Genomic DNA, 21525 nt, shown 5'->3' with positions numbered 1-21525 from the left:
AGTTTTTTAGATTAATTGTACAGTACCCAAGTATCTTTACTTCCTCCACCTTGGGAGCTATTTACTACCAATGAGCCTTTTTTCAGGGCCACCCGAGTGAGGGCCCCGGGGATCACTTCAATCTCATCTCCATACAATATGTAAGGCCTCAAATCCACATGTCGTCCTTGGATTCCCTCATCGGTCAAGCAAGGGACCGTAGAGAGGGACAAGGTTGGTTGAGCGATGTAATTTGTAGGATTTCCCTTGATCAATTCACGAAATCTATTGTGTTCCTCCTTGGTGGATTTTGGTCCGATCAGCATGCCATATCCTCCGGCAGCATTCGTTTCCTTCACGACCAATTGATCAATGTGGTCTAAAACGTACTGTCTATCCTGCTCTTCCCGACAGAGGTAAGTTGGGACGTTGTTGAGGATAGGCTCTTCATTCAGGTAGTATTTGATGATGCGGGGCACATAGGCATAGACCGCTTTGTCATCGGCCACTCCTGTACCGGGGGCATTGGCAAAAGCCACATTTCCGGCTTTGTAGGCTTCGAAAATCCCCGGAACGCCAAGCATGGAGTGGGGATTGAAAGTCAGGGGATCAAGAAATGAATCGTCGATTCTTCGGTAAATCACATCGATCTGCTGTAGGCCTTTGGTGGTTTGCATGTAGACGATTTTATCCTTGACGATGAGATCTACGCCGTTGACCAGCTCTACACCCATTTGGAGGGCGAGGTAGGAATGCTCAAAATACGCCGAATTGTAAATCCCCGGAGTCAATACACCCACTACAGGTTTTGATTTGTTGGACAGAAACTGAAGCATCCGAAGCAGTTTGGTCGGATAATCAGAAACCGGCATTACGCCTTCATCATTGAAAAGCTGTGGATAAGCGCGCTTAATGATTTCCCGGCTTTCGAGCATGTAAGAAACACCGGAGGGACAGCGTAGATTATCTTCAAGAATGTAATATTCCCCGTCTTTGTCCCGTACGAGATCTGTGCCGGTGATGTGGCACCAGATTCCTTTGGGTGGAGTCAGTCCGATGCAAGGCTTGAGGTAGTCTTTGGATCCGAGGATAAGTTCAGCAGGCACGATCCCATCTTTCAGGATTTTTTGGTCGTTGTAGATATCCTGAAGAAATAGATTGAGTGCATAGATCCGCTGCTTCAATCCGGCTTCGAGCTTTTTCCATTCTGCATTGGGGATGATCCGAGGGATAATATCCAAATGAAGGATTTTTTCAAGGCCTTGATTATCGTGGTAGACATTGAAGGTCATGCCCATTGCCTTTTGAGCTTTGTTGGCAGAGTGTTGGAGTTGCCCCATTTTTTTGGAGGAAGCCTTGTTCAGGTAGCCAAAAAACTCTTCGTAATGCCCTCTGATTTTTCCATCCGGGGTAAACATTTCGTCGTAATGTTCACTGGAAGAATATCCTTCTGTCTTCATATTTGGTAAATTAAAAACACCCTACAAGATAAAAAGTAAACCTTAAAATCAAATTTTATCAACAAAATTCAATTTTTGAGTTCATTTTTTTATCATTTCAGGCGAGATAATGATTTATTTTCAAAAATCGAAGTTTGATCGTCGGGACTTCAGAAATCACTTATTCCAGCGCCAAGGCATGACGCACCATGTGTTCTTCCACTCCGGAGTTGATCATGACCATCAGTTTATCACCGGATTTCAACTCAGTGGCGCCATTGGGTGTAATATATTTGTTATTTCTGTTAACCAACACGATGAGTGAGGTTTTCGGGAAGTTCAATTCCAGTATTTTTTTACCGTCAATAAGTGAGTTTTCGGGCAAATTGACTTCCACAAGTGCATTTTTAAAGTCTTCAGACAGTTCAATATCCAACAGACTCCTGCGCTTTAATCCGGCCGGAACGGCCAAATGAAGCCATTTGGCGACTTTGGCGAGGGTCGTGGCCTGGAGTGCCACGGATGTGATGACAATAAAGAAGACTATATTGAAAATCAGGCTGCTTTTCTCCACTCCTGCGATCAAAGGGAATGTGGCAAAAACTATCGGGACTGCCCCTCTCAATCCAACCCAGCTGACAAATGCTTTTTTCCGGTTGGAGAAGTTGAAAAAAGACAAGGAAGCCCAAACTCCAATTGGGCGAGCCACCAAAATTAAAAACATCGCAATCACAAAGCCCAAACCAATCACCGGCCAAACCTGGGAAGGGTAAACCAATAATCCCAAGGCAATGAACATCACAATCTGCATCAGCCAAGCTATCCCGTCAAAAAACTTGATCAAACTTTTATGGTGAAGCATACTGCTTTGATTCATTGTGATGGCAGACAGGTAGACCGCCAAAAATCCATTACCGCCAATCAAATCCGTCACCGCATACACCAAGACAACCAGCCCCAGCATCAATACCGGATAGAGTCCTTCATATTCCAGGTTGATTTTATTGATCAGAAAGACGATGCCTTTTCCCAGCAAAATCCCTGCGGCTGCTCCGAAAATCATCTGCTTAAAAAACATCGGGACCAGGTCTACCGGGCTGAAACCCTCCACGCTTAGCCAGGAGGTCATCCCTATTGTCAAGAAAAATGCCATGGGATCGTTACTTCCCGATTCGAATTCCAGTAGTGGCCTGAGGTTGCCTTTGAGTCCGATACTTTTGCTCCGCAGAATGGAAAATACAGCCGCAGCATCTGTTGAAGAGACGATTGCACCGAGGAGGAGACCTTCTTTCCAACTCAAATCGGCAAACCAACTGGCAAAAAGGCCTACAGAAACGGCTGTCAGCAAAACGCCAACAGTACTGAGAAGTAAACCGGGTTTAAATACAGGTTTGATCGATTGCCATTTGGTATCCAAGCCCCCGGAAAAAAGGATATAGGTCAAAGCCAAAATCCCCAAAAACTGTGCGGCACCGGGGTCATCAAAGGCAATCTTACCGATCCCGTCAGTACCTGCCACCATTCCCACGCCCAGGAAGAGCAGCAGAACAGGAATACCTGCTTTGCCTGCTGTTTTGCTGGCTATTATACTTAAGATCAAAAGTAATGATCCGACCAAAAGGATGTTTTCAGTAGTGATTTGCATAAAAAAGATAGGGGAATTATAGTCCTACGAATAAAAGTAGAATTTAAGAAGTTAAGAAAATAGAAGCGAAATTGGTTCCGAGCGGAGTTGGAAAAAAAATTTCAATTATCAATTATCAATTGTCAATTCCCAATTTTCAAGGAAAAAGGTGGCACTCAGGTGTAGTTTAACCATCCCGGGTTCTTTGGTTCTTGATTCTTGCCTTTCCCTTCAAAAATTTCTCAAATATCTGTCACGATTGAAGTCCATCCAAAATTTTTCGATCATCCTAACTACCTGCTCATAGTTATTCAATTCTGAAGGTTTGGTGATAAACAGATTGGCCTTGAGACGATTAGATACACTTTGATCCGAAATTGAGGAGGAAGTGGTCAGTATGATTACCGGAATATGTTTGGATTTTTCATGAGCTCTGATGGCAGACAATACCTCAAAACCGTTTTTGATTGGTAAGTTGATATCCAATAAGACCAAATCAGGAAGGCCGATTTGAGTGTAATCACCGGACTGAGTCATGTAGTCTATGGCTTCATTCCCGGTTTTGACCACACTGATTTCGTTGGCTATTTGCATTGTTTCAAGTGCTTCAGTAGTCAGCAAGATGTCTCCTTCGTTGTCTTCTACTAATAGAATTTGAAGTTTTTTCATGATTCGGGTGATTTTCTGAGGGTAAAAAAGAAGGTCGTTCCTTTTCCCAATTCGGACTCAACCCAAATCTTGCCACCTTTGTTTTCTATTATTTTCTTCACAATAGCCAGTCCAATCCCACTTCCCGAATATTTGTCTTTGGTATGCAATCGTTGGAAGATCACAAATATTTTATCAAAATGACCTGGTTCCATACCTATGCCATTATCCTGAACTGAGAACTCCCAGTATTCCGCTAACTCTCTGCATGTAATGTTCACAACAGGGGCAAGCGATTCTTTGCTGTATTTTAAGGCATTGCTGATAAGATTTTGAAAAACTTGAATTATCGGAGTGCGGTATCCCTTTATTACAGGCATTTCGGCGAAATGAACTTCAGCGCTTTTTTCTTTGATTCGTTTCGATTGCAGGTTGCAGACCTCTGCTAGCAGTTCATTCAAATCAATTTTTTCCAAATCCTCCTGGATTCTTCCTACTCTGGAAAACTCCAATAAGTCCAGAATAATCTGTCGCATTCTCTTGGCGCCGTCTACGGCAAAGTAGATGTACTTCTTAGCACGTTCATCCAACTGGTCTTCATACTTCAACTCAAGTTGAGTAAGAAAACTGCTGACCATACGCAGTGGTTCCTGAAGGTCATGAGAGGCCACATAGGCAAACTGCTCCAATTCCGCATTGGAATTTGCCAATTCGCGGGCCCTGGCTTCGAGCATTTCATTGAGGTCTTTGAGGGAGGATTCATACATTTTTTGGTCGGTGATGTCCTGCATTGCTCCAACCATTCTGGTGGGTTTACCGGATTTATCCCGAATGATGACCGCCTTATCTGCTACATAAGCATAGGTGCCATCTGATTTTTTAAAGCGGTATTCATTTTGAAAATTAAAAATTTCCTTATTCTCCAATGCCAGTTTGACCCGATGCTCAACTGATTCGTAGTCCTCTTCATGGACTTGGCTGGCCCAATCTCCGTATGAATTCCCTGCCTCATTGGGATACAAGCCAAAGAGGGTTTTATATCCAGGACCCCAATACAATATATTCCCAGGAACCTCCCAATCCCATATCGCTTCATGCGTGGCCTCTGCAACTTTCTCAAAGCGCTCGTTGGATTGGCGGATCAGTTCTTCTGTAGTCTTACGGAGGGATATGTCTTTGAAATAAACCGATATCCCTATAGGTGAGGGAAAAACACTGACTTCAAACCAAATCCCCAGTTCGGAAAAGAACTCCTCGTAAACCAATGGACTGTTTTTGCAAATTGCATCCTTGTAATTCCTTATGGAATTGGCCGCTATATCTTTAGAGAGGACATTCCTGATATTTTTCCCTATTGCCTGATCCTTCGGTTTTTGCAGGAGTCTTTCTGCGGCAGGATTCCAGTAGGTCACTACCCAATCTTTATCCAGAGAAAAGAATCCATCTCCAATGCTTTCTAGGATTTGATCCTTTTCATGCAAGGCTTCTTTGAGGTGAATTTGGGTGTTTTTCAGATCGGAAATATCCTGAAAAGATCCATAAACCCTGATGCAAACTCCATCCCGAAACTCCGCCTGCCCCTGGGTACGAATCCAAATTTTATTTCCTTTTGCTGAAATAATCTGCAATTCAAGATCGTAGGGTACTCCAGTTTGAATACATCTGTAAAATGACTCGATGATTAGGGGTTTTGCCTCAGGGGCATAGAAGCTTATCCCAGTCTCTATGTCTGCCACAAAATCATCCGGTACTTCATGGATTTCCTTGGTTACCGAACTCCAAAATTGAGTTCCACGAATTAAATCTACATCCCAGAACCCGATTCTGGCCATTTTATTGGCACTGTCCAGGAGGTTTTGAAGCTCTCTTTCTTCGGTGATATCTTTGGCTACGGAATAGATCAATTCCTCCTCTTCCACCACGGTACTGTTCCAATCCAACCAGACAGATTCTCCCTCTTTGGAAATCATCCGGTTTAGGAAATGCATGTAATTTTGACCTTGGCACAAAATATCGAACACATTTTCGGTATCTGCCCAATCTTCGGGATGCACAAAGTCCATAAAGCTTTTTGAAAGGAGTTCGTCCTCAGAATAGCCCAAGAGGTAGCTTGCTCCCCGGTTGATTTTTTTGAACTTCCCATCAAATCCCAAAATACAAATGATGTCCTGTGCCGTATCAAAGATCTGAGACAGTTCGTCTTCAACCTTTTTGCGATAAATCTCTGCGCCGAGTACCTGACTTAGAGAACTGAATACCTTCAATAAGGAATTCACATACCCACTTTTGTTTTGAGTAGTAAACAACGCTACTCCTATGACTTGACCGCTGAAATGTAACGGAAATCCAAAAGCACCGTTCATGCCTGAAGTAAGCATTGCCTGCCTTCTTGTGAATTCGTTGGATTCTGTTAAATCATCAAAAGACAAAATATCATTTCTTTCCCAAATCTGACCGGGTAGCCCCTCTCCAATTCTAAAGCTCAATTTCTTGTCCACCATCGAAAAAAATCTGGAGCCTGCATCTGAAAGTGCATACCTGGAAACAAGATTTAGCTTTGTCTTGTCTGAGTTGACCAGCCAAATTTCACCGGCATCAAGTAAATTGAACTTTACGAGTTTTTCCAGGCTTCGATCCAAAGCAAAATTAAATCGCCTTTCATCTCCAAATGCCTGAATGACTTGGGCAAGCAATTCTTTTTTCTGTTCCTCGATTTTCAGAGATGATACCTCCCGTTGAATTGAGATCCAATGGGTAAACCAACCCTTGGAATCCGCCACCGGACTGATGGAAAAATTGGTCCAAAATTCTTCTCCGTTCTTTTTGTAATTGATGGTGGTGATTTCACAAGGTTGCCAGTTTTCTATGGCTTCCCTTAGCCTTTTCAATTCTTTTTTATCGGAGTTAGGACCTTGCAGAATACGGGGCGTTTTGCCCAAAACCTCCTCTTCAGTATAGCCTGTCATTCGGGTGAAAGCTTCATTGACATAGACGATTCTCGGGCCCTGTAAGGAAAATGGCTCAGCTTCAGTGATCATGACTGCGTCATTTGCATGGGTGACCACACTTTCCAGCAGTTTCAGCCGGGTCTCTTCAAGTCTCTGTTGGGTTACATCCGACAGTGCTCCGATCATCCGGACAGCTTTGCCTGAGGTATCCCTAATAATAATCGCACGATCCACCACGTGGAGGTAAGCTCCGTCATTTTTCCGAAACTGGTATTCTACGTGAAAACTTTCTTTTTCAGAATTGGAAAGGTCCTGGTGCAGTATTTCCAAAATACGGGATCGGTCTTCAGGATGAATCAGATTCTCCCAATTTTTGACCTCAGAACCATTGGGGGTTAGATGTGGTCCCAGCAGCCTTTCGTAGCTTTTTCCCCAGTAAAGTTTATCCTTGAGAATATCCCAATCATACAGCGCGTCCCTGGTCGCCAAATTGACATATTCAAATCGCTCATTACTCAGCCTGAGTTCTTCCTTTTTTATATGATTTTCCAAAATCAGGCTGAATACCGAGGCCGCTTTCTGATAGCGTTCCAAGTCCTCTGGTTTCTCTTCCCATTTTTCAAGAAAATAGATTGCAAACGTGGCGATGACTTCTTTTTCGGAATTGAAGACGGGAAATGAAATACAGGATTTGAATCCCTGTTCAGAGGCGGAATCTTTAAATTTTTCCCATTTCGGATCCGTGGAAATATCTGCCGAAAAAACCCGTTTTCCGGTAAAGGCTGCCGATCCGCATGCGCCTTCTTCAGATCCGATTTCCAACCCTTCTATCAAGTCAATAAAGTCTGACCCAATACTGGGGGTTGCCAAATTGAATACCCTTCCTTCCTCTACCTTTAAAAGAGAAGTTTTGATTCCTTTGACTGCAATTTCATATCCTTTCAAAAACTCTTCGAGAAGACCAACAAGATCCGCATCAGCTTGAATGGCACTTTCCATCAGTTCAAACTCCAAGGCATCAAGGGAATCGTTGAGAACGCTCTGGGTTACATCTTCCACCAACACCAAAGAAGCTCTTTTACCCTCATAGGCTATGGCTTGGGCATTGACCTCCACATCCATCAGTTCACCTGATTTTTTGATGTGTTTGGAAGTGCCTCTGTAAGCTCCCTTTCCGATGTTTGAAAACTTTTCATCGTCCTTAGCCAGAGCAAGCAGTCTGTCGTAGTCTTCTTTGGGCCTGATATCAAAGACGGTCATGGTGAGCAATTCCGCCTTGGTATAGCCATAAAGCCGCTCAAACCGTTCATTGACGGCAAGAATTTGGGTCGTGTCCCGATCCCACACATACATGGGGGCCGGATTGTTCTCAAAAACGTATTTGTACTTCAGTTCTGAGGCCTTCAATTCCTGCTCAGCAGTGATCAGCTCTGAAATATCAGTACTGTTTACCACTATTCCCTTTATTTCGGGGTCATCGAGCAGGTTGGTCCCGACTGATCTTAGCCAAAGGTATTTTCCGTCTTTTCTCCTGATCCGGTAAGGCTGGGAAATGACTTTCTTTTGATTCAAAAGGAGTTCAAATTCAGCATAAAGTCCGGGCAAATCCTCGGGGTGAATTAGTGTAAAAGCATTTATCCCATAGAGTTCCTGCGGACCAAATCCCAAAATTGCCTGGTGTGAACTACTTGTAAAAATAAAATCGCCCACAGAATTTACGACTGCAATCATTTCTACTCCCTCACTGATCAACTTTTCAAACCGCTTTTCTTCGCCACTTAAAAAGCTTTGTCCCAACTCTTTAGATTCTTCCTCCATTTGCATGGTCAATACGAGCTGGGTGGTTTTTCCGCCGATCCCCTGAGAAGGAGTTAACAGTATTTCAAATTCGGTTGACTTCCCTTTATTTCCGGGAAGCGAAATCAGAAATGAAACGCATTGATTCAGGTATCCAATTTGCAATTGTTCAATAAAAAAATCCTTTGCCTCTCCCCTAAGTAGATCGGGCAGGTAAGTACCAGGCTGGATATCCCAACCCAGGATTTCGGAAATTCTCAAATGATTTTCGGGAGAAATAAACTCAATCCGAAACCCTTCCCCAATGAGGAAAAACACTATGTGTTTGGAGTCATTTTTTGAAAATGACACATACGCTTTCTCAGACGGATTATCTGATGGTCCTTTTATACCTTTTTTCATTCCTTAAAATCCTCCGGGCTAGGTCAATTCGAAAACCAATGTGGATTTTTGTTAGGATTATCTGAAGACTTATTTGGGGTGATAAAGCTTGTCAGAATTTCTAAGCAATGGGTGACATTGAAATCTAAGGTGAAATACCATTTTGTTTTGTTCAAAAGCTAAAATAATTGATTGGTTTTTTGTGTATGACTTTAAAAAGTAAATAAAATGGTTTTCAGTAGATTTGAATGGATTGATTAGGATGATATTTCAACGAAAGTACGGCATCATACTTTCAATTTCTTGCTGACTGTGAAGTGAAAGACACTCCCTTTATCCATGGCAGATTCGGCCCAGATCTTACCCTTGTGTTGCTCCACGATCTTCTTGCAGATCGAAAGTCCGAGTCCCGTGCCTACATATTCCTGACGGGTATGAAGTCGGTTGAACATTTCGAAAATTTTTTCGGCATGGTTTTGATCAAAGCCTATCCCGTTGTCAGCTACACTGAACTTCCAGTGGTTTTCAAATTCGCTACCCTCAATGGTGATTTCAGGGGGCCTCTCCTGAGTTCGGTATTTGATGGCATTTCCGATCAGGTTTCTGAATAGCACATTGATCGGAACTTTCCTTCCGGAAATTGTCGGTAACCGGGAATAACTCAAGGTGCCTCCGCACTCCCCAAGAAGAGCGGCATAATATTTACCCTGCTCGTCCAGCAGTTCATTGAGATCGATGGGTTCCGGAGCAGTATCTTCTGTTCCTACCTTGCTGAATTCGAGTAAATCCGTAATCAATCCATTCATCCGATAGGCAGCGTCTACTGAAAAATGGATGTATTGTTCCGCCCTTTCATCCAGTTTTCCTTTATATTTTCGCTCCAGAAGTTGTAAGAAATTAATGACCATCCGCAGAGGCTCTTTCAGATCATGAGAAGCCACGGAGGCAAAGTGCTCCAAATCCTGGTTTTTCTCGATCAAAGACTTGCGTGCATCTACGATATCCTGAATAATTGTTCCTTCTGGCACGACTGCAATTACCTTCCCCTCACTATTCAGGATGGGTTTTAGGTGAAACAAAATTGTGACAGGATTTTTATCCTTATCCCAAATTGCCACCTCATATTGGATAAATTCCCCCTGAGCGGCTTTTTCCACTGATTTGCGGAGTTGCTCTTGAGTATCAGGAGAAATTTGCCACCAAATGCAGTCCCAGAATTTCTTCCCCACCACATCCTCAGGTACCAACCCTGCAAAATCCAAACCTGTCTGATTGGCTTCCAGAACCGTTCCGTCAGGCTCCAATAATCCGATAAACTGAAAGGTGGAATTAAAAATCCCTTTGAACTTGCGTTCCCTTTCTTCCACTTCCATAGCGGCCCTTCTGGATTCGGTGATATTTTTCAACGCTACCACAGCACCTTGAACGTTTCCATCTTCATCTCTAATCGGTGAACCGAAGGAATTGATGTAAAGAATTTCGCCCTTGGCATTCCTGATACAAATAGTCTGGTTTTCAACCACTTCACCATTCCATGCCTTATATAATGGAATTTCTTCCAACTCCAACAAAGTTTTTCCATCTTCTCTGAGCAGCTGGTAGTGCTGGGACCATTGATCCGGGGGAATAGGCTTTGATTCCATGCCGTGAATTTCCCGCGTTGCTCTATTGAATAATGTGAATTCACCATTTTTGTCGCAGACCAGGATTCCTATGTCAATCGTGTCTAGAATTGTATTTAGGAAAATTTCCTTTTTCTGGAGTTCTCGTTGCAGATTCTTGTAATTGGAGATATCCAGATGCGTACCATACATCTTTTCAGGCTTACCCTCAGGTGTCCGGCTGATTACTTTGCCGCGATCCAAAACCCATACCCATGAACCGTTTTTGTGACGCATTCTGCATTCGCATTCATAAAACTCCGATTCACCGCTGAAGCACTTTTTCAACCGGGAATTTGACAATTCCAGGTCCTCGGGATGCACGTATTTTACCCAGGTTTCGATGGATATGGGTTGGAGTTCGTCCAGGGTATAGCCAATTATTTCCGCCCATGTTTCATTGAAATCCGTAGCTCCGGTCCGAACGTTCCATTCCCAGGTTCCGGCGTGGGTACCCCGAATAATATTTTCAATTTTGCTTTTTTGCTCATCCAGTGCCATATAGGCCAGCTTTCTTGGGGTAATGTTCACGATCTGTTTGATGAAGTACCGGAAAGTTCCATCCATATTCCAAACTGGCGAGACGTTAAGATTGATCCAAACCGTAGCTCCAGCTTTGGTGAAATAGCGCTTTTCCAAGGAATAGGATTCGATCTTCTTCTCCAGAACCTGCTTCACGTATTCCAAATCGACCAACAGGTCGTCCGGATGAGTTATTTCTGTGAAAGAAAGCTCCAGAAGCTCTTCCTTTGAATATCCAAGCAAGTTGCACAAGCTGGGATTTACATCCTTGAACCTCCCAACTTCGGTAACCAAAGCCATGCCTATTGCCGCAAGTTCAAAGGTGGCTCTGAACTCAATCTCCGAATTCCGTGTGATGCTGTGGATCTCATCCCGGAGCTTCTTATCGGCTTCAAGCAGCGTATTTTTGCGGGTCTCCTTAAAAGTCCCGACAATCAATAGCACAACCAAAAAACCCAGTAAAACAAAACCTGTCGAATTGTAGTAGGTGAGCCTTTCCGTGATTTTTTGGAGCTCAATGCTTTGACCTCTGAGATAGGAATTTAAATTACTGAAAGCAATCTCCAATGAAACCGAAGTCTCTCTAAATTCTTGATTTTCAGACTTTATTTTTTCAATTGCCAATTCAACAGGCATCAAATTCAGATAGGAAATATGCCTGTCTAGGAGGCTCTTTCGCTCCAAATTTCTTTTTATAAGTTCGGAATATAATTCCCCAATCTTTGAGTTGTCCACTTCACTACCGAAGTCCTCAATCATTGCCTGACTCGCCTGATTGAATAGGACATATTGGTCCAGCGAGGCCTTATCCAGCTGAAATTGATAGCCCCTTTTGTGGATCACAGAGGAAAGATAATTGGTGTAGATTTGGTCAACCTTGGTAATTTTTCTTTCGAAAGTGAGGTTATCACTAACTACTTCGGAATAGCGGTATAGGTTGTAAAAAAAGAACGTAGCACTTACTACAAATAATAGCAGTGCAAAAAAGAGAACTTTATTCTCTTTTTTCATCAATTTAAAGTGCATATAAGAAAGGGGGAAAAGCAATGAACAAAGGAAAATGGTTCAATTTTAACCTAACTGATTTGAAGCATATTTATATTTAAAAAATCCAACATTTGTAAATAAACTGTATTGTAAAAGCCTGTCGGAAACAAAAACTAAAAAGGGTTATTTTTAAAGACTTATTTAAGGGACTGATAACTGGTGGTTTAGAGGAATAAAAGACCCTTTCAATTCTCCTGATTTAGTCTTTTAGTTTTTCATATTTAATCGTATTCCAAACCGGCAAACCCAACAAAAATGATAAAATCACTGAAATTTATTTCTATCCAGACTCAAGTGTGTATTGGCACTGGTGGATGATTCCTTTATAAACAAACCTTTACATTTATGGTCTAGTGCAGGAATGCGGATACCCTATTTAAACCCCACAAAAAAACCTGTCAGGTTCTGTAAGCGCTGACAGGTTCTTATTTCTATGCTCTTGTTTCTAGCGTCTTGATACTTGATGCCAGCTTCTTGCTGATCTGGACCATGCTTCGACTCCGCTCAGCATGACAAAATGCTCTGCTCAGCATGAAAAAAAATCAAGATATCGTCGATCCACTCGCTGTCACCTCATGTGGCATCAGGAGCTTTAGCTTTCCGTCCTTGTCTTCTGCCATCAGGATCATGCCTTCGGAATCAATTCCCATCATTTTTCGTGGGGCAAGGTTGATCAGCATGGTCACTTGCTTACCTACCAAGAATTCCGGTTCGAAATGCTCCGCCACTCCGCTTAGTACAGTGCGATGACCTAATCCGATATCCACTTTCAGCTTGAGGAGTTTCTTGGATTTTGGCATGCGTTCGGCTTCAAGGACTGTTACCACACGCATGTCTAGCTTGGCAAAGTCATCATAGGTGATCAGTTCTTTCATCGGTGCAACGGGTGCATTGGCAGCTTCATTCATTTTTTTGGAGTCGAGGAGTTTTTGAACTTGTTTTTCTACGGTTTCGTCTTCAATTTTTTCGAAGAGCAAACCCATTTGCCCTAAGGTTTTCCCTTCGGAAAGCAGTTTGCCATTTCCGGCCTGAGACCAGGTTTGCTTTTCCAAACCAAACATTTCAAAAAGCTTGGCAGCGGTGAACGGCAGAAATGGCTCAGAAACGATGGCAAGGTTTGCCGCAATATTCAAGGCAATATTCAGGATCGTTTTGGTGCGCTCCGGATCGGTTTTAATTTCCTTCCAAGGCTCGGTGTCCGCCAGGTATTTATTCCCCAAGCGGGCAAAATCCATCACATAACTCAAGGCTTCACGGAATCTATACCGCTCGATCGAGGCGGCGATTTTCTCAGGGAATTCTTCCAAAGCAGTCAAAACCTCTTGATCGTAACCAGTCAGTTCTCCTCGCGCGGGAATTTCTCCCTGATAAAACTTCTGGGTCAATACCACTGCCCGATTTACGAAGTTGCCATAGACAGCCACCAACTCGGAGTTATTTCTGGACTGAAAATCCTTCCAGGTAAAGTCATTGTCTTTGGTTTCCGGGGCATTGGCAGTCAAGACATAGCGAAGCACATCCTGCTTGCCGGGAAATTCTTCCAAATACTCATGCAGCCATACTGCCCAGTTTCTTGAGGTAGAGATCTTGTCACCTTCGAGGTTGAGGAATTCATTGGCAGGCACATTGTCCGGAAGGACAAATCCGCCGTGTGTTTTCAGAATTGCCGGGAAAATGATGCAATGGAATACAATGTTATCCTTACCGATGAAGTGCACCAGCTTGGTTTCCTGATCTTTCCAATAGGGCTGCCAATCGATCCCTTTCTCAGCTGCCCATTCTTTGGTAGAGGAGATGTAGCCGATCGGTGCATCAAACCAGACGTAAAGTACTTTACCCTCGGCACCTTGAAGCGGCACGGGAATTCCCCATTCCAAATCACGGGTCATCGAGCGGGCCTGAAGCCCATCACCGGCCTCCAGCCAAGATCGGCATTGTCCCAATACATTGTTTTTCCAATCCTCTGCGTGATCTTCCAGGATCCATTTTTTCAAAAAAGGTTGGTAGCGCGCCAAATCAAGGAACCAATGCTTGGTTTCCTTCAATACCGGTGTTCTGCCGCTGAGTTTGGATTTGGGGTTGATGAGTTCGGTGGGGCTGAGTGAGGAGCCACACTTTTCGCACTGATCCCCATAGGCGTGCTCGTTGCCGCACTTTGGACAAGTACCCTCGATGTAGCGATCTGCCAAAAACTGCCCAGCTTCCTCGTCATAGTACTGTTCGGTCGTCTGCTCCAGAAACTCTCCTTTGTCATATAAATCCCGAAATAATTCCTGGGCCGTCTCGTGGTGAATTTTGGCAGAAGTTCTGGAGTAGTGATCAAAACTAATCCCAAATTCCTTGAAACTCCCCTTCATCATCTCATGGTACTGATCGACGACTTGCTGAGGAGTCTTGCCTTCTTTGGCGGCTTTGATCGTGATCGCTACGCCATGCTCATCCGAACCGCAGATGTAAGCGACATCCCGACCCTGAGATCGGAGGTAGCGGACGTAGATATCAGAAGGCACGTAGCATCCTGCCAAATGTCCGATATGCAGTGGTCCATTGGCATAAGGAAGTGCTGAGGTGACAGTATAGCGTTTGAAGTTTTTATTGCTCATTAGTAATATAAATAGAAGACAGAAGACCGGAGAAGGAATGGTGATCTGTCAAATCGAGGCCAAAGATAGAGAAATCAGCGGAAGGCGGGATCAGGCATTTTGAAATTCATTCCGCGCTTCATCGGTCAGAATCCCATTGTAAATGATGCTGATGGCCTGATCGTAAATATCGGATGGAGGAATTTTCATTCCTTTTTGCATTGAATCCGGGAATTGGCTGTAAAACTTCGGGTCCAAGAGTGACTGAACCGCAGCAGCATAGAGCAACACGATCAGATTGACGTTAATTCTGGGATTGACAAGCCCCTGCGACACGCCCTGCTCGATCAGTTTGGCAAATCGCAGATATGCGGATTCATTGATGTAGGCGGTGAGTTCTTCCCAAATCTCCGGCGCATGATCTCTGAGATCTTCGAAAAGCTCGGGATTGATCGGTGCCAAGTGTGCAGCAATTACCGTGAGGGTTGATTTCAGTTTCAGTGGAAAAGAGATGTAGCGGTTGTCGAGGATTGCCTCCACTTTTGCTGTCATCTTGGTTTTCAGGACTTCGAAAGAAGCCGACAAGAGCTCAAGTTTTCCCGGGTAATACTTGTACAGAGTCTTTTTGCTCATCCCCAAATCTTGGGCAATGTCATCCATGGTGGTATGACGATAGCCTTTTTGGAGAAAAAGCCGGTAGGCCGCTTCCAGAATTTTCGCCTCGATACTGGTTTTTTTACTCATTTCTTAATCTTCTGGGTATAAAGATAAGGACGATTTACGATTGCTGATTTAGGTGGCTAATTATACCCTAATTTTCTCCAAAAAATAGGTCCTTAAAGTCGCTCTTGGCTCAAAGCCCAGTTTGGTGTAAAGCTTTATGGCAGGCAAGTTCTCGGGATAAACATGAAGAAAGGGCACTTTTCCCGACTGGATAATGTCATGAATTACGCGCTGCAGGACTTGGTATGAAAGACCCATACCTCCAAAATCAGGATGCGTACACACCGCGCTGAGCTCCACAAAAGGATCCGGGCTTAGGCGCTTTCCGGCCATGGATACCAGTTGGGCACCCTGATAGATCCCAAAGTACCCTCCAAAGTCAATCGTCCGGCGAAGAAAAGGTCCCGGTTTGGTCATCGATACCAATTCAAGCATGGCAGGCACATCCTCCTCTCCCAGTGCGGTAAGATTGGATTCCTGAGTCATCCCTTTTGAACTGGCCGTATAAACCATCTGCAGGAGTTCGTGGTCATTTAGGACCTTCCAACCATTATCGACAACGATTCTGCCGGGAGGAAAGAGAATTACCTTTTGACCCGTTTGGCAAATGCTGTGAAGCTGCCGGATACTTTCCGCCTCATAGTTTGGCATGCCTGCGAAAAAACCCATGTCGGAATTAACAAATTTGCAATTTCCAATTCCGGAAGAGAACATTTCGCTTCCGGAATTTAATGCATTCCAAATGGGATTATCCAGGGGGTGGGGCATTTTTAATTTCAGGTGAGAAGTCAAAATTAGGAAAAAATGCTTGTGGAGGGGCGATGCCTTGAAGTTTCACCCTTTCAGGGTTCAAAGGAAGAGAATTCAATGGCTACCCTGCACTTCGTACAGGGTTCCACCTTGGACAGGCATGAATGGTTTGGCTCCTACGGAGCTACCTAAGAAGACGATTTGAGATTTTGTAAAAATATCGACTTCACAAATCTTCTGCTTTCCCTTTGGTGCCAGTGTAATTGCGGAGAAACGTTTAAGTTTTTTGATTCAGACTTCTAAATTTATCCTTCTTAATTTCCCAATCTTTCAATTTTCAAATCTTCCAATCTGACGCAATCCTTCTATTTTTACGCTTTCTAATTTTTAAAACATGACCCACTCCGAAGCCGCTGCCCGAATCGCCCAACTCAGCAAGGAAATCAATCACCACAATCAGCTTTACTATCAGGAAAGCAGGATTGAGATCTCTGACTACGAATTCGATCAGCTGCTGGAGGAATTGGTCAAATTGGAACAGGAGTTCCCTGATTTGCTGCTTCCGGACAGCCCCAGTCAGCGCGTAGGTGGCGCGATCACCAAGGAATTTAAAACTGTGGAGCACAGTTCGAGGATGCTGTCTTTAGGAAATACCTACAGCAAAGAAGAGCTGATCGCCTTTGACGAGCGGGTTGTAAAAGGACTCGGACATGCCAATTACGAGTATTTCTGCGAAATGAAATTCGATGGGGTGGCGATCAGTTTGGTGTATGAAAACGGCAAACTTATCCGTGCGGTCACCCGGGGAGACGGAACCAAAGGTGACGAGGTCACAGCCAATGTCCGAACGATCCGGAACATCCCTTTGACTGTGACAGGACGGAATATCCCTGAAAAATTTGAAGTTCGGGGCGAGATTTTTCTACCCTTGAAAGAATTCCTAAAAATCAATACGGAAAAAGAAGCTGCCGGTGATCAACTGCTGGCCAACCCAAGAAATGCCGCTTCCGGTACGCTAAAGATGCAGGACAGTTCGGTCGTGGCCAAGCGACGTCTGAATTGCTATTTTTATCAACTTTTGGGCGAGGAAATCGGTGTAAACACCCATGACGAGGCGATTCACCTGATCGAAAGCTGGGGATTCAACGTCTCTCCTACCTATAAAAAGGTCAGGGGAATCGATGAGGTCTTGGAATACATTGAAGAATGGAGGGAAAAGCGATTTACGCTTCCCTTGGACACCGATGGGATCGTGCTCAAGATCAACGATTACGATCAACGGGAAGAATTGGGCTTCACTGCCAAGATCCCAAGGTGGGCCATTGCGTATAAATACAAGGCTGAAAGCGCAGAAACGGAGCTTTTGTCCATTACCTACCAAGTGGGCCGAACGGGAGCGATCACTCCTGTTGCCAATCTTGCACCGGTCAGTCTTGCCGGAACTACGGTCAAGCGTGCTTCCCTTCACAACGCCAATGAAATCGAACGCTTGGGTATTCATGAGGGCGATTTTGTCGCAGTGGAAAAAGGCGGAGAGATCATCCCAAAAATTACTGCTGTCAACACTGAAAGAAGAAGACCGGGTACGCTTCCGATTCGGTACATTGACAGGTGCCCTGAATGCAATACGGAGTTGATCCGGAAGGATGGGGAAGCCAAACATTACTGCCCCAACGCGGCAGCCTGTCCTCCGCAGGTTTTGGGACGCATTGAGCACTTTGTCAGCAAGCGGGCGATGGACATCGATTCGCTGGGAACAGAGCGGATTCGTGCCCTGATTGATCAGGGATTTATCCGAAACTACGCGGATATTTTTGATCTTGAACCCAAGCAGGCTGAGTTGTTGGGGCTCGAAATGAGTCAGGATCAGTACGAGCGGGAGGTTTCAGGTTTACTTTATATTTCTCTGGAAAAAGCACTTTTTGCGCTGACAGAAACCATTTCCTTCAAGCAGATTCAGGATTTCCTGACTGAGTTTTCACATTTACCCCTTCGGGAAAAGCTCAGGGAATTTCAGGCCCAAATCCGAATTTGGAAGAAAAAGGTACCTGCCAATGTAGGGATGGTTGAATACCTACTCGAGCATCTAAGTAGGCATGCTGACCTAACCAAATTGGAGGACTATGTTCCCGTCGCGGTGGTTTTGGAAATCTTCTTGGGAAGACGGATTGAGTTTGAGCAGATTCTAGAAGCCAGCAAAAAACACGGAACCGTCCACATGATTCTCCTGGATCTCAATCTTGAGTTGCCTGCTGAACTGAGTGAGCGGATCAAAAAATTAAAGGCAAATACCTTTCAGGAAGGGGTGATTTCCAATATGCTGGAGGGGATCAAAGCTTCCAAGGCGCAGCCTTTTGAGAAAGTGCTGTTTGCGTTGGGCATCCGGAATATCGGAGAAAACACGGCCCAATTGCTGGCAAAGCATTTTGGCAGCATCGAAAAACTTCAAGCTGCTACGGCCGAACAGCTGTTGGAAATCAATGGGGTGGGCGAAACACTGGTTTTTAGCATGCAGGAGTTCTTTGCTCAGGCTGAAAATCTGGAAATCATCAACCGTCTGAAGGCCCATGGATTGAAGTTTGAGATCGAGCAGGGGGAATCCAAACAACTGGGCAACGCTCTGACAGGCAAGCGGATATTGGCTTCCGGTAAACTCCAAAATTTCAAGCGGGACGAGATCGTGGACTTTGTGCAGGCCCATGGGGGGCAATACATTTCCTCCGTCTCCAAAAACCTCGACTTCATCATCGAAGGCGAAGAAATGGGCCCCAGTAAAAAAGAGAAAGCGCAGAAGCTTGGTGTTCCGTTGATTTCTGAGGAGGAGTTTTTGAGGATGGTTGGGGAATAGAGGCAAGAAGCTAGATACAAGAAACGAGATTAGAGACTGCGCAGGTCAATGCAAAATTCGGGTTAAATTGAGTCAGGTGTAAGTCCAAGATTTGACTTGCTTGAATCCAAAAGATGAAGTAAAAAAAAATATGCAGCCCAGAGATATTTTACTTTTCCATAATCCAGACCAATCTATCAAAGTCTCGGTTTATTTTCAAAACGGCACCTTTTGGCTGACCCAAAAGGCTATGGCGGAGCTTTTTGGGGTGAACGTACCCGCTGTCAACAAACACCTGAAAAATATCTTCGATACAGGAGAATTGGAAAAGGAAGCAACTGTTTCCATTTTGGAAATAGTTCGACAGGAAGGAAAACGAAGCGTAAGCCGAAATATGGAATTTTACCGCCTAGAAGCCATCCTTGCCGTTGGCTATCGGGTCAACTCTATGCAGGCGACGGACTTCCGGAAGTGGGCCACGCAGACGCTCAACGAGTTTATCATCAAGGGATTTGTAATGGATGATGAGCGAATGAAGCAAGGAAAGCACTTCGGGCAGGATTATTTCGACGAACTGCTAGAGCGAATCCGGGAAATACGGGCAAGTGAACGCAGGTTTTACCAAAAGATCACTGATCTCTATTCGCTGAGTACCGACTATGACCCGAAAAGTCCTCAAACCAAGGAGTTCTTTGGCATGGTCCAAAACAAACTTCATTGGGCCATCACAGGAAAAACCGCTGCAGAAATCATCTATACTGAGGCCGATGCCACCAAGCTCTACATGGGACTAAAAATCTGGAAAGATGCCCCTGACGGAAAAATCCAAAAAAGCAAGGGAAATTGAAGTAGAAAAAGCACAAAACTCGGGGTGCCGTTGATCTCGGAAGAGGAGTTTTTTGAGATGCTGGATTTCTATTCTTGGATCAATGCACTTGAATTAAATCCCATTTCATGATCTGCCTAATTTTTAAAAGGCTTTTACCTATTTTTCCGGGGCATTAACCAACCAAATCCTGTCAGGTGACTTTTGAACAATCCTTAATCCTAGTCTTACTTGCCCTACTGATCGGAGGGGGAGTTCTGATTTTTTTCCTTTCTCAAAAATTGAATTAAACTTCGTTAGAAAATCGGAAGGCAGCAGAACTCCTTAATCAGTTGGAGCAAAAAACAGATTCCCTGCGACTTGAATCACTGGAATCCAAGCTGAATCCACATCTGTTCAAAAACATCCTGAATTCCATACAGTCGCATGCCTACCAAACTTATTTCGCTTTGGATAAGCTAGCCAATGTGTTGGACTACATCCTCTACGAAAGCCGCCAAAAGTATGTGAGCCCAAAAGAGGAAATCGATTTTGCATTAAATCTGATCGAAATCAACAAAATCAAGCTCAGTCCTCTATTTGAATTGAGTGTGAAAACCAAAATACAGGATAACGACCCGCTTTACCGTTCAAAAATATTGGCACCCCTGATTTCCATTGATCTGATCGAAAATGCCTTCAAGCATGCTGATCTTCAAAGTGGGGATTCTTTTATCCGAATCATACTCGAACTTAAAGAGGGTGTATTTTCCATTCTTGTATCAAATAAGGTGACTGGAAAGCCGACGCTTCACAAGGCTAACAGCGGCTTGGGTGCTGAGACTCTGGATCAGCGACTGAATATTCTCTACAAGGGGCGATATACCCTGGACAGGTTCAAAGAGGGTGATGTTTTTCTGGCTCAACTAAAAATCGACCTGAATGGAAAAGGAGCTTAAATGCCTGCTTCTGGACGATGAGCTCCCAGGATTGACTTACCTCAAGATGTTGTGTGAGCAGATTCCGGGGCTTTCAGTCGTAAAATCATTCGTTGATCCCTCCCGTTTTTTGGAGGAATTTCCATCCTTGGATTTTGACCTTTGTATCATTGACATCGAGATGCCCCAGTTTGACGGTCTTCAGGTCGCAAACCTTCTGCAGGGCAAGGCAATAATTTTCGCAACGGCCTACAAGGAATATGCTGCAGAAGCATTTGACTTAAATGCGGTGGACTATCTGCGAAAGCCCGTTTCTATTGATCGTCTTAAAAAGGCAATCGACAAAGCCAGAATTCAGATCAATGCAAGGCAAGAGCCTTCCCGATTTTTCACCTGTAATACTGACAAAGGAAAGGCGCTAATCCCAATAGATCAGCTGGCATGGATAGGCACTTCGTATGGAGACAGCAGAGACAAAGAAGCAAATCTGAAAGACGGAACTTCCCTCCTTCTCAAAAACATTTCATTTGAAAACCTTCAAAAATCACTTCCTGAAGGATCATTTGTAAGAATCAACAAGCAGGAAATTCTCAATCTGAGTATGGTCAGGTTTTTTTCCCACGATCAGATCACCACCCTGTTGACTAATAAATCCGGGAAATCTGTAGTCTTGAATTTGAGTGAGCGCTACCGAGAGGACTTCCTCAGAAAAATGAAACACTGAACTCATTACAATAAAATCCCGGTTTGGTACATTTCAGATCCAAATCACAACATCCCGATAAAATCTTACACTGAATTAGCTCAACTTTAGTGGGGAATTGGACGGTCTATTGGCCGATTACACCCGGGGA

The 21525-nt window shown here is 44.1% G+C and carries 12 protein-coding genes; 4 read left to right on the top strand and 8 right to left on the bottom strand.

Translation table 11 applies throughout. The features are described 5' to 3' along the window. Positions 1-11 precede the first annotated feature (11 nt). The 8 genes from Q8M62_RS06930 to Q8M62_RS06895 form a co-directional block, all read right to left on the bottom strand. Entirely contained in the window at positions 12-1439 is a 1428-nt protein-coding gene (locus Q8M62_RS06930; RefSeq protein WP_304900744.1) for a circularly permuted type 2 ATP-grasp protein, read from the bottom strand. A 160-nt stretch (positions 1440-1599) separates the two neighbouring features. Beyond that, on the bottom strand, positions 1600-3063 hold the full coding sequence (locus Q8M62_RS06925) for a potassium/proton antiporter (RefSeq protein WP_304900745.1): 1464 nt from the start codon (positions 3061-3063) through the stop codon (positions 1600-1602). A 210-nt stretch (positions 3064-3273) separates the two neighbouring features. Next, positions 3274-3711 (bottom strand): response regulator, encoded by a 438-nt coding sequence (locus Q8M62_RS06920; protein ID WP_304900746.1) that lies wholly within the window; start codon positions 3709-3711, stop codon positions 3274-3276. Beyond that, positions 3708-8837: a PAS domain S-box protein gene (locus tag Q8M62_RS06915; protein ID WP_304900747.1), complete on the bottom strand. Its 5130-nt coding sequence runs from the start codon at positions 8835-8837 to the stop codon at positions 3708-3710. The genes Q8M62_RS06920 and Q8M62_RS06915 overlap by 4 nt, the downstream gene beginning before the upstream one ends. A 266-nt stretch (positions 8838-9103) precedes the next feature. Continuing rightward, entirely contained in the window at positions 9104-12010 is a 2907-nt protein-coding gene (locus Q8M62_RS06910; RefSeq protein WP_304900748.1) for a PAS domain S-box protein, read from the bottom strand. Positions 12011-12588: 578 nt separating this feature from the next. After that, the gene (gene metG / locus Q8M62_RS06905; protein ID WP_304900749.1) at positions 12589-14649 is read right to left on the bottom strand and encodes a methionine--tRNA ligase; all 2061 of its coding nucleotides are present in this window, start codon (positions 14647-14649) and stop codon (positions 12589-12591) included. Between the two features lie 90 nt (positions 14650-14739). Then, on the bottom strand, positions 14740-15372 hold the full coding sequence (locus tag Q8M62_RS06900; RefSeq protein ID WP_304900750.1) for a TetR/AcrR family transcriptional regulator: 633 nt from the start codon (positions 15370-15372) through the stop codon (positions 14740-14742). Positions 15373-15432: 60 nt separating this feature from the next. Beyond that, complete coding sequence (locus Q8M62_RS06895; RefSeq protein WP_304900751.1) at positions 15433-16119, bottom strand: GNAT family N-acetyltransferase; 687 nt, start codon at positions 16117-16119, stop codon at positions 15433-15435. 376 nt (positions 16120-16495) lie between these two features. On the opposite strand from Q8M62_RS06895, the gene ligA reads away from it, so the two are divergent. The 4 genes from ligA to Q8M62_RS06875 all read left to right on the top strand — a co-directional run bounded on the left by ligA (position 16496) and on the right by Q8M62_RS06875 (position 21395). Next, complete coding sequence (ligA, locus tag Q8M62_RS06890; RefSeq protein ID WP_304900752.1) at positions 16496-18949, top strand: NAD-dependent DNA ligase LigA; 2454 nt, start codon at positions 16496-16498, stop codon at positions 18947-18949. A 130-nt stretch (positions 18950-19079) separates the two neighbouring features. Continuing rightward, a complete protein-coding gene (gene rhuM / locus Q8M62_RS06885; protein ID WP_304900753.1) occupies positions 19080-19775 on the top strand; it encodes a RhuM family protein in 696 nt (231 codons plus the stop codon). A gap of 311 nt (positions 19776-20086) precedes the next feature. Then, positions 20087-20692, top strand: a complete 606-nt coding sequence (locus Q8M62_RS06880; RefSeq protein WP_304900754.1) for a sensor histidine kinase — start codon at positions 20087-20089, stop codon at positions 20690-20692. Then, complete coding sequence (locus Q8M62_RS06875) at positions 20676-21395, top strand: LytTR family DNA-binding domain-containing protein (protein WP_304900755.1); 720 nt, start codon at positions 20676-20678, stop codon at positions 21393-21395. The genes Q8M62_RS06880 and Q8M62_RS06875 overlap by 17 nt, the downstream gene beginning before the upstream one ends. The last annotated feature ends 130 nt before the right edge of the window (positions 21396-21525 follow it).

The organism is Algoriphagus sp. (assembly GCF_030694375.1).
Classification (GTDB): Bacteria; Bacteroidota; Bacteroidia; order Cytophagales; family Cyclobacteriaceae; genus Algoriphagus.
Note: the sequence above shows the minus strand (reverse complement) of the source record. Positions and strands in the feature narration are given on the sequence as shown.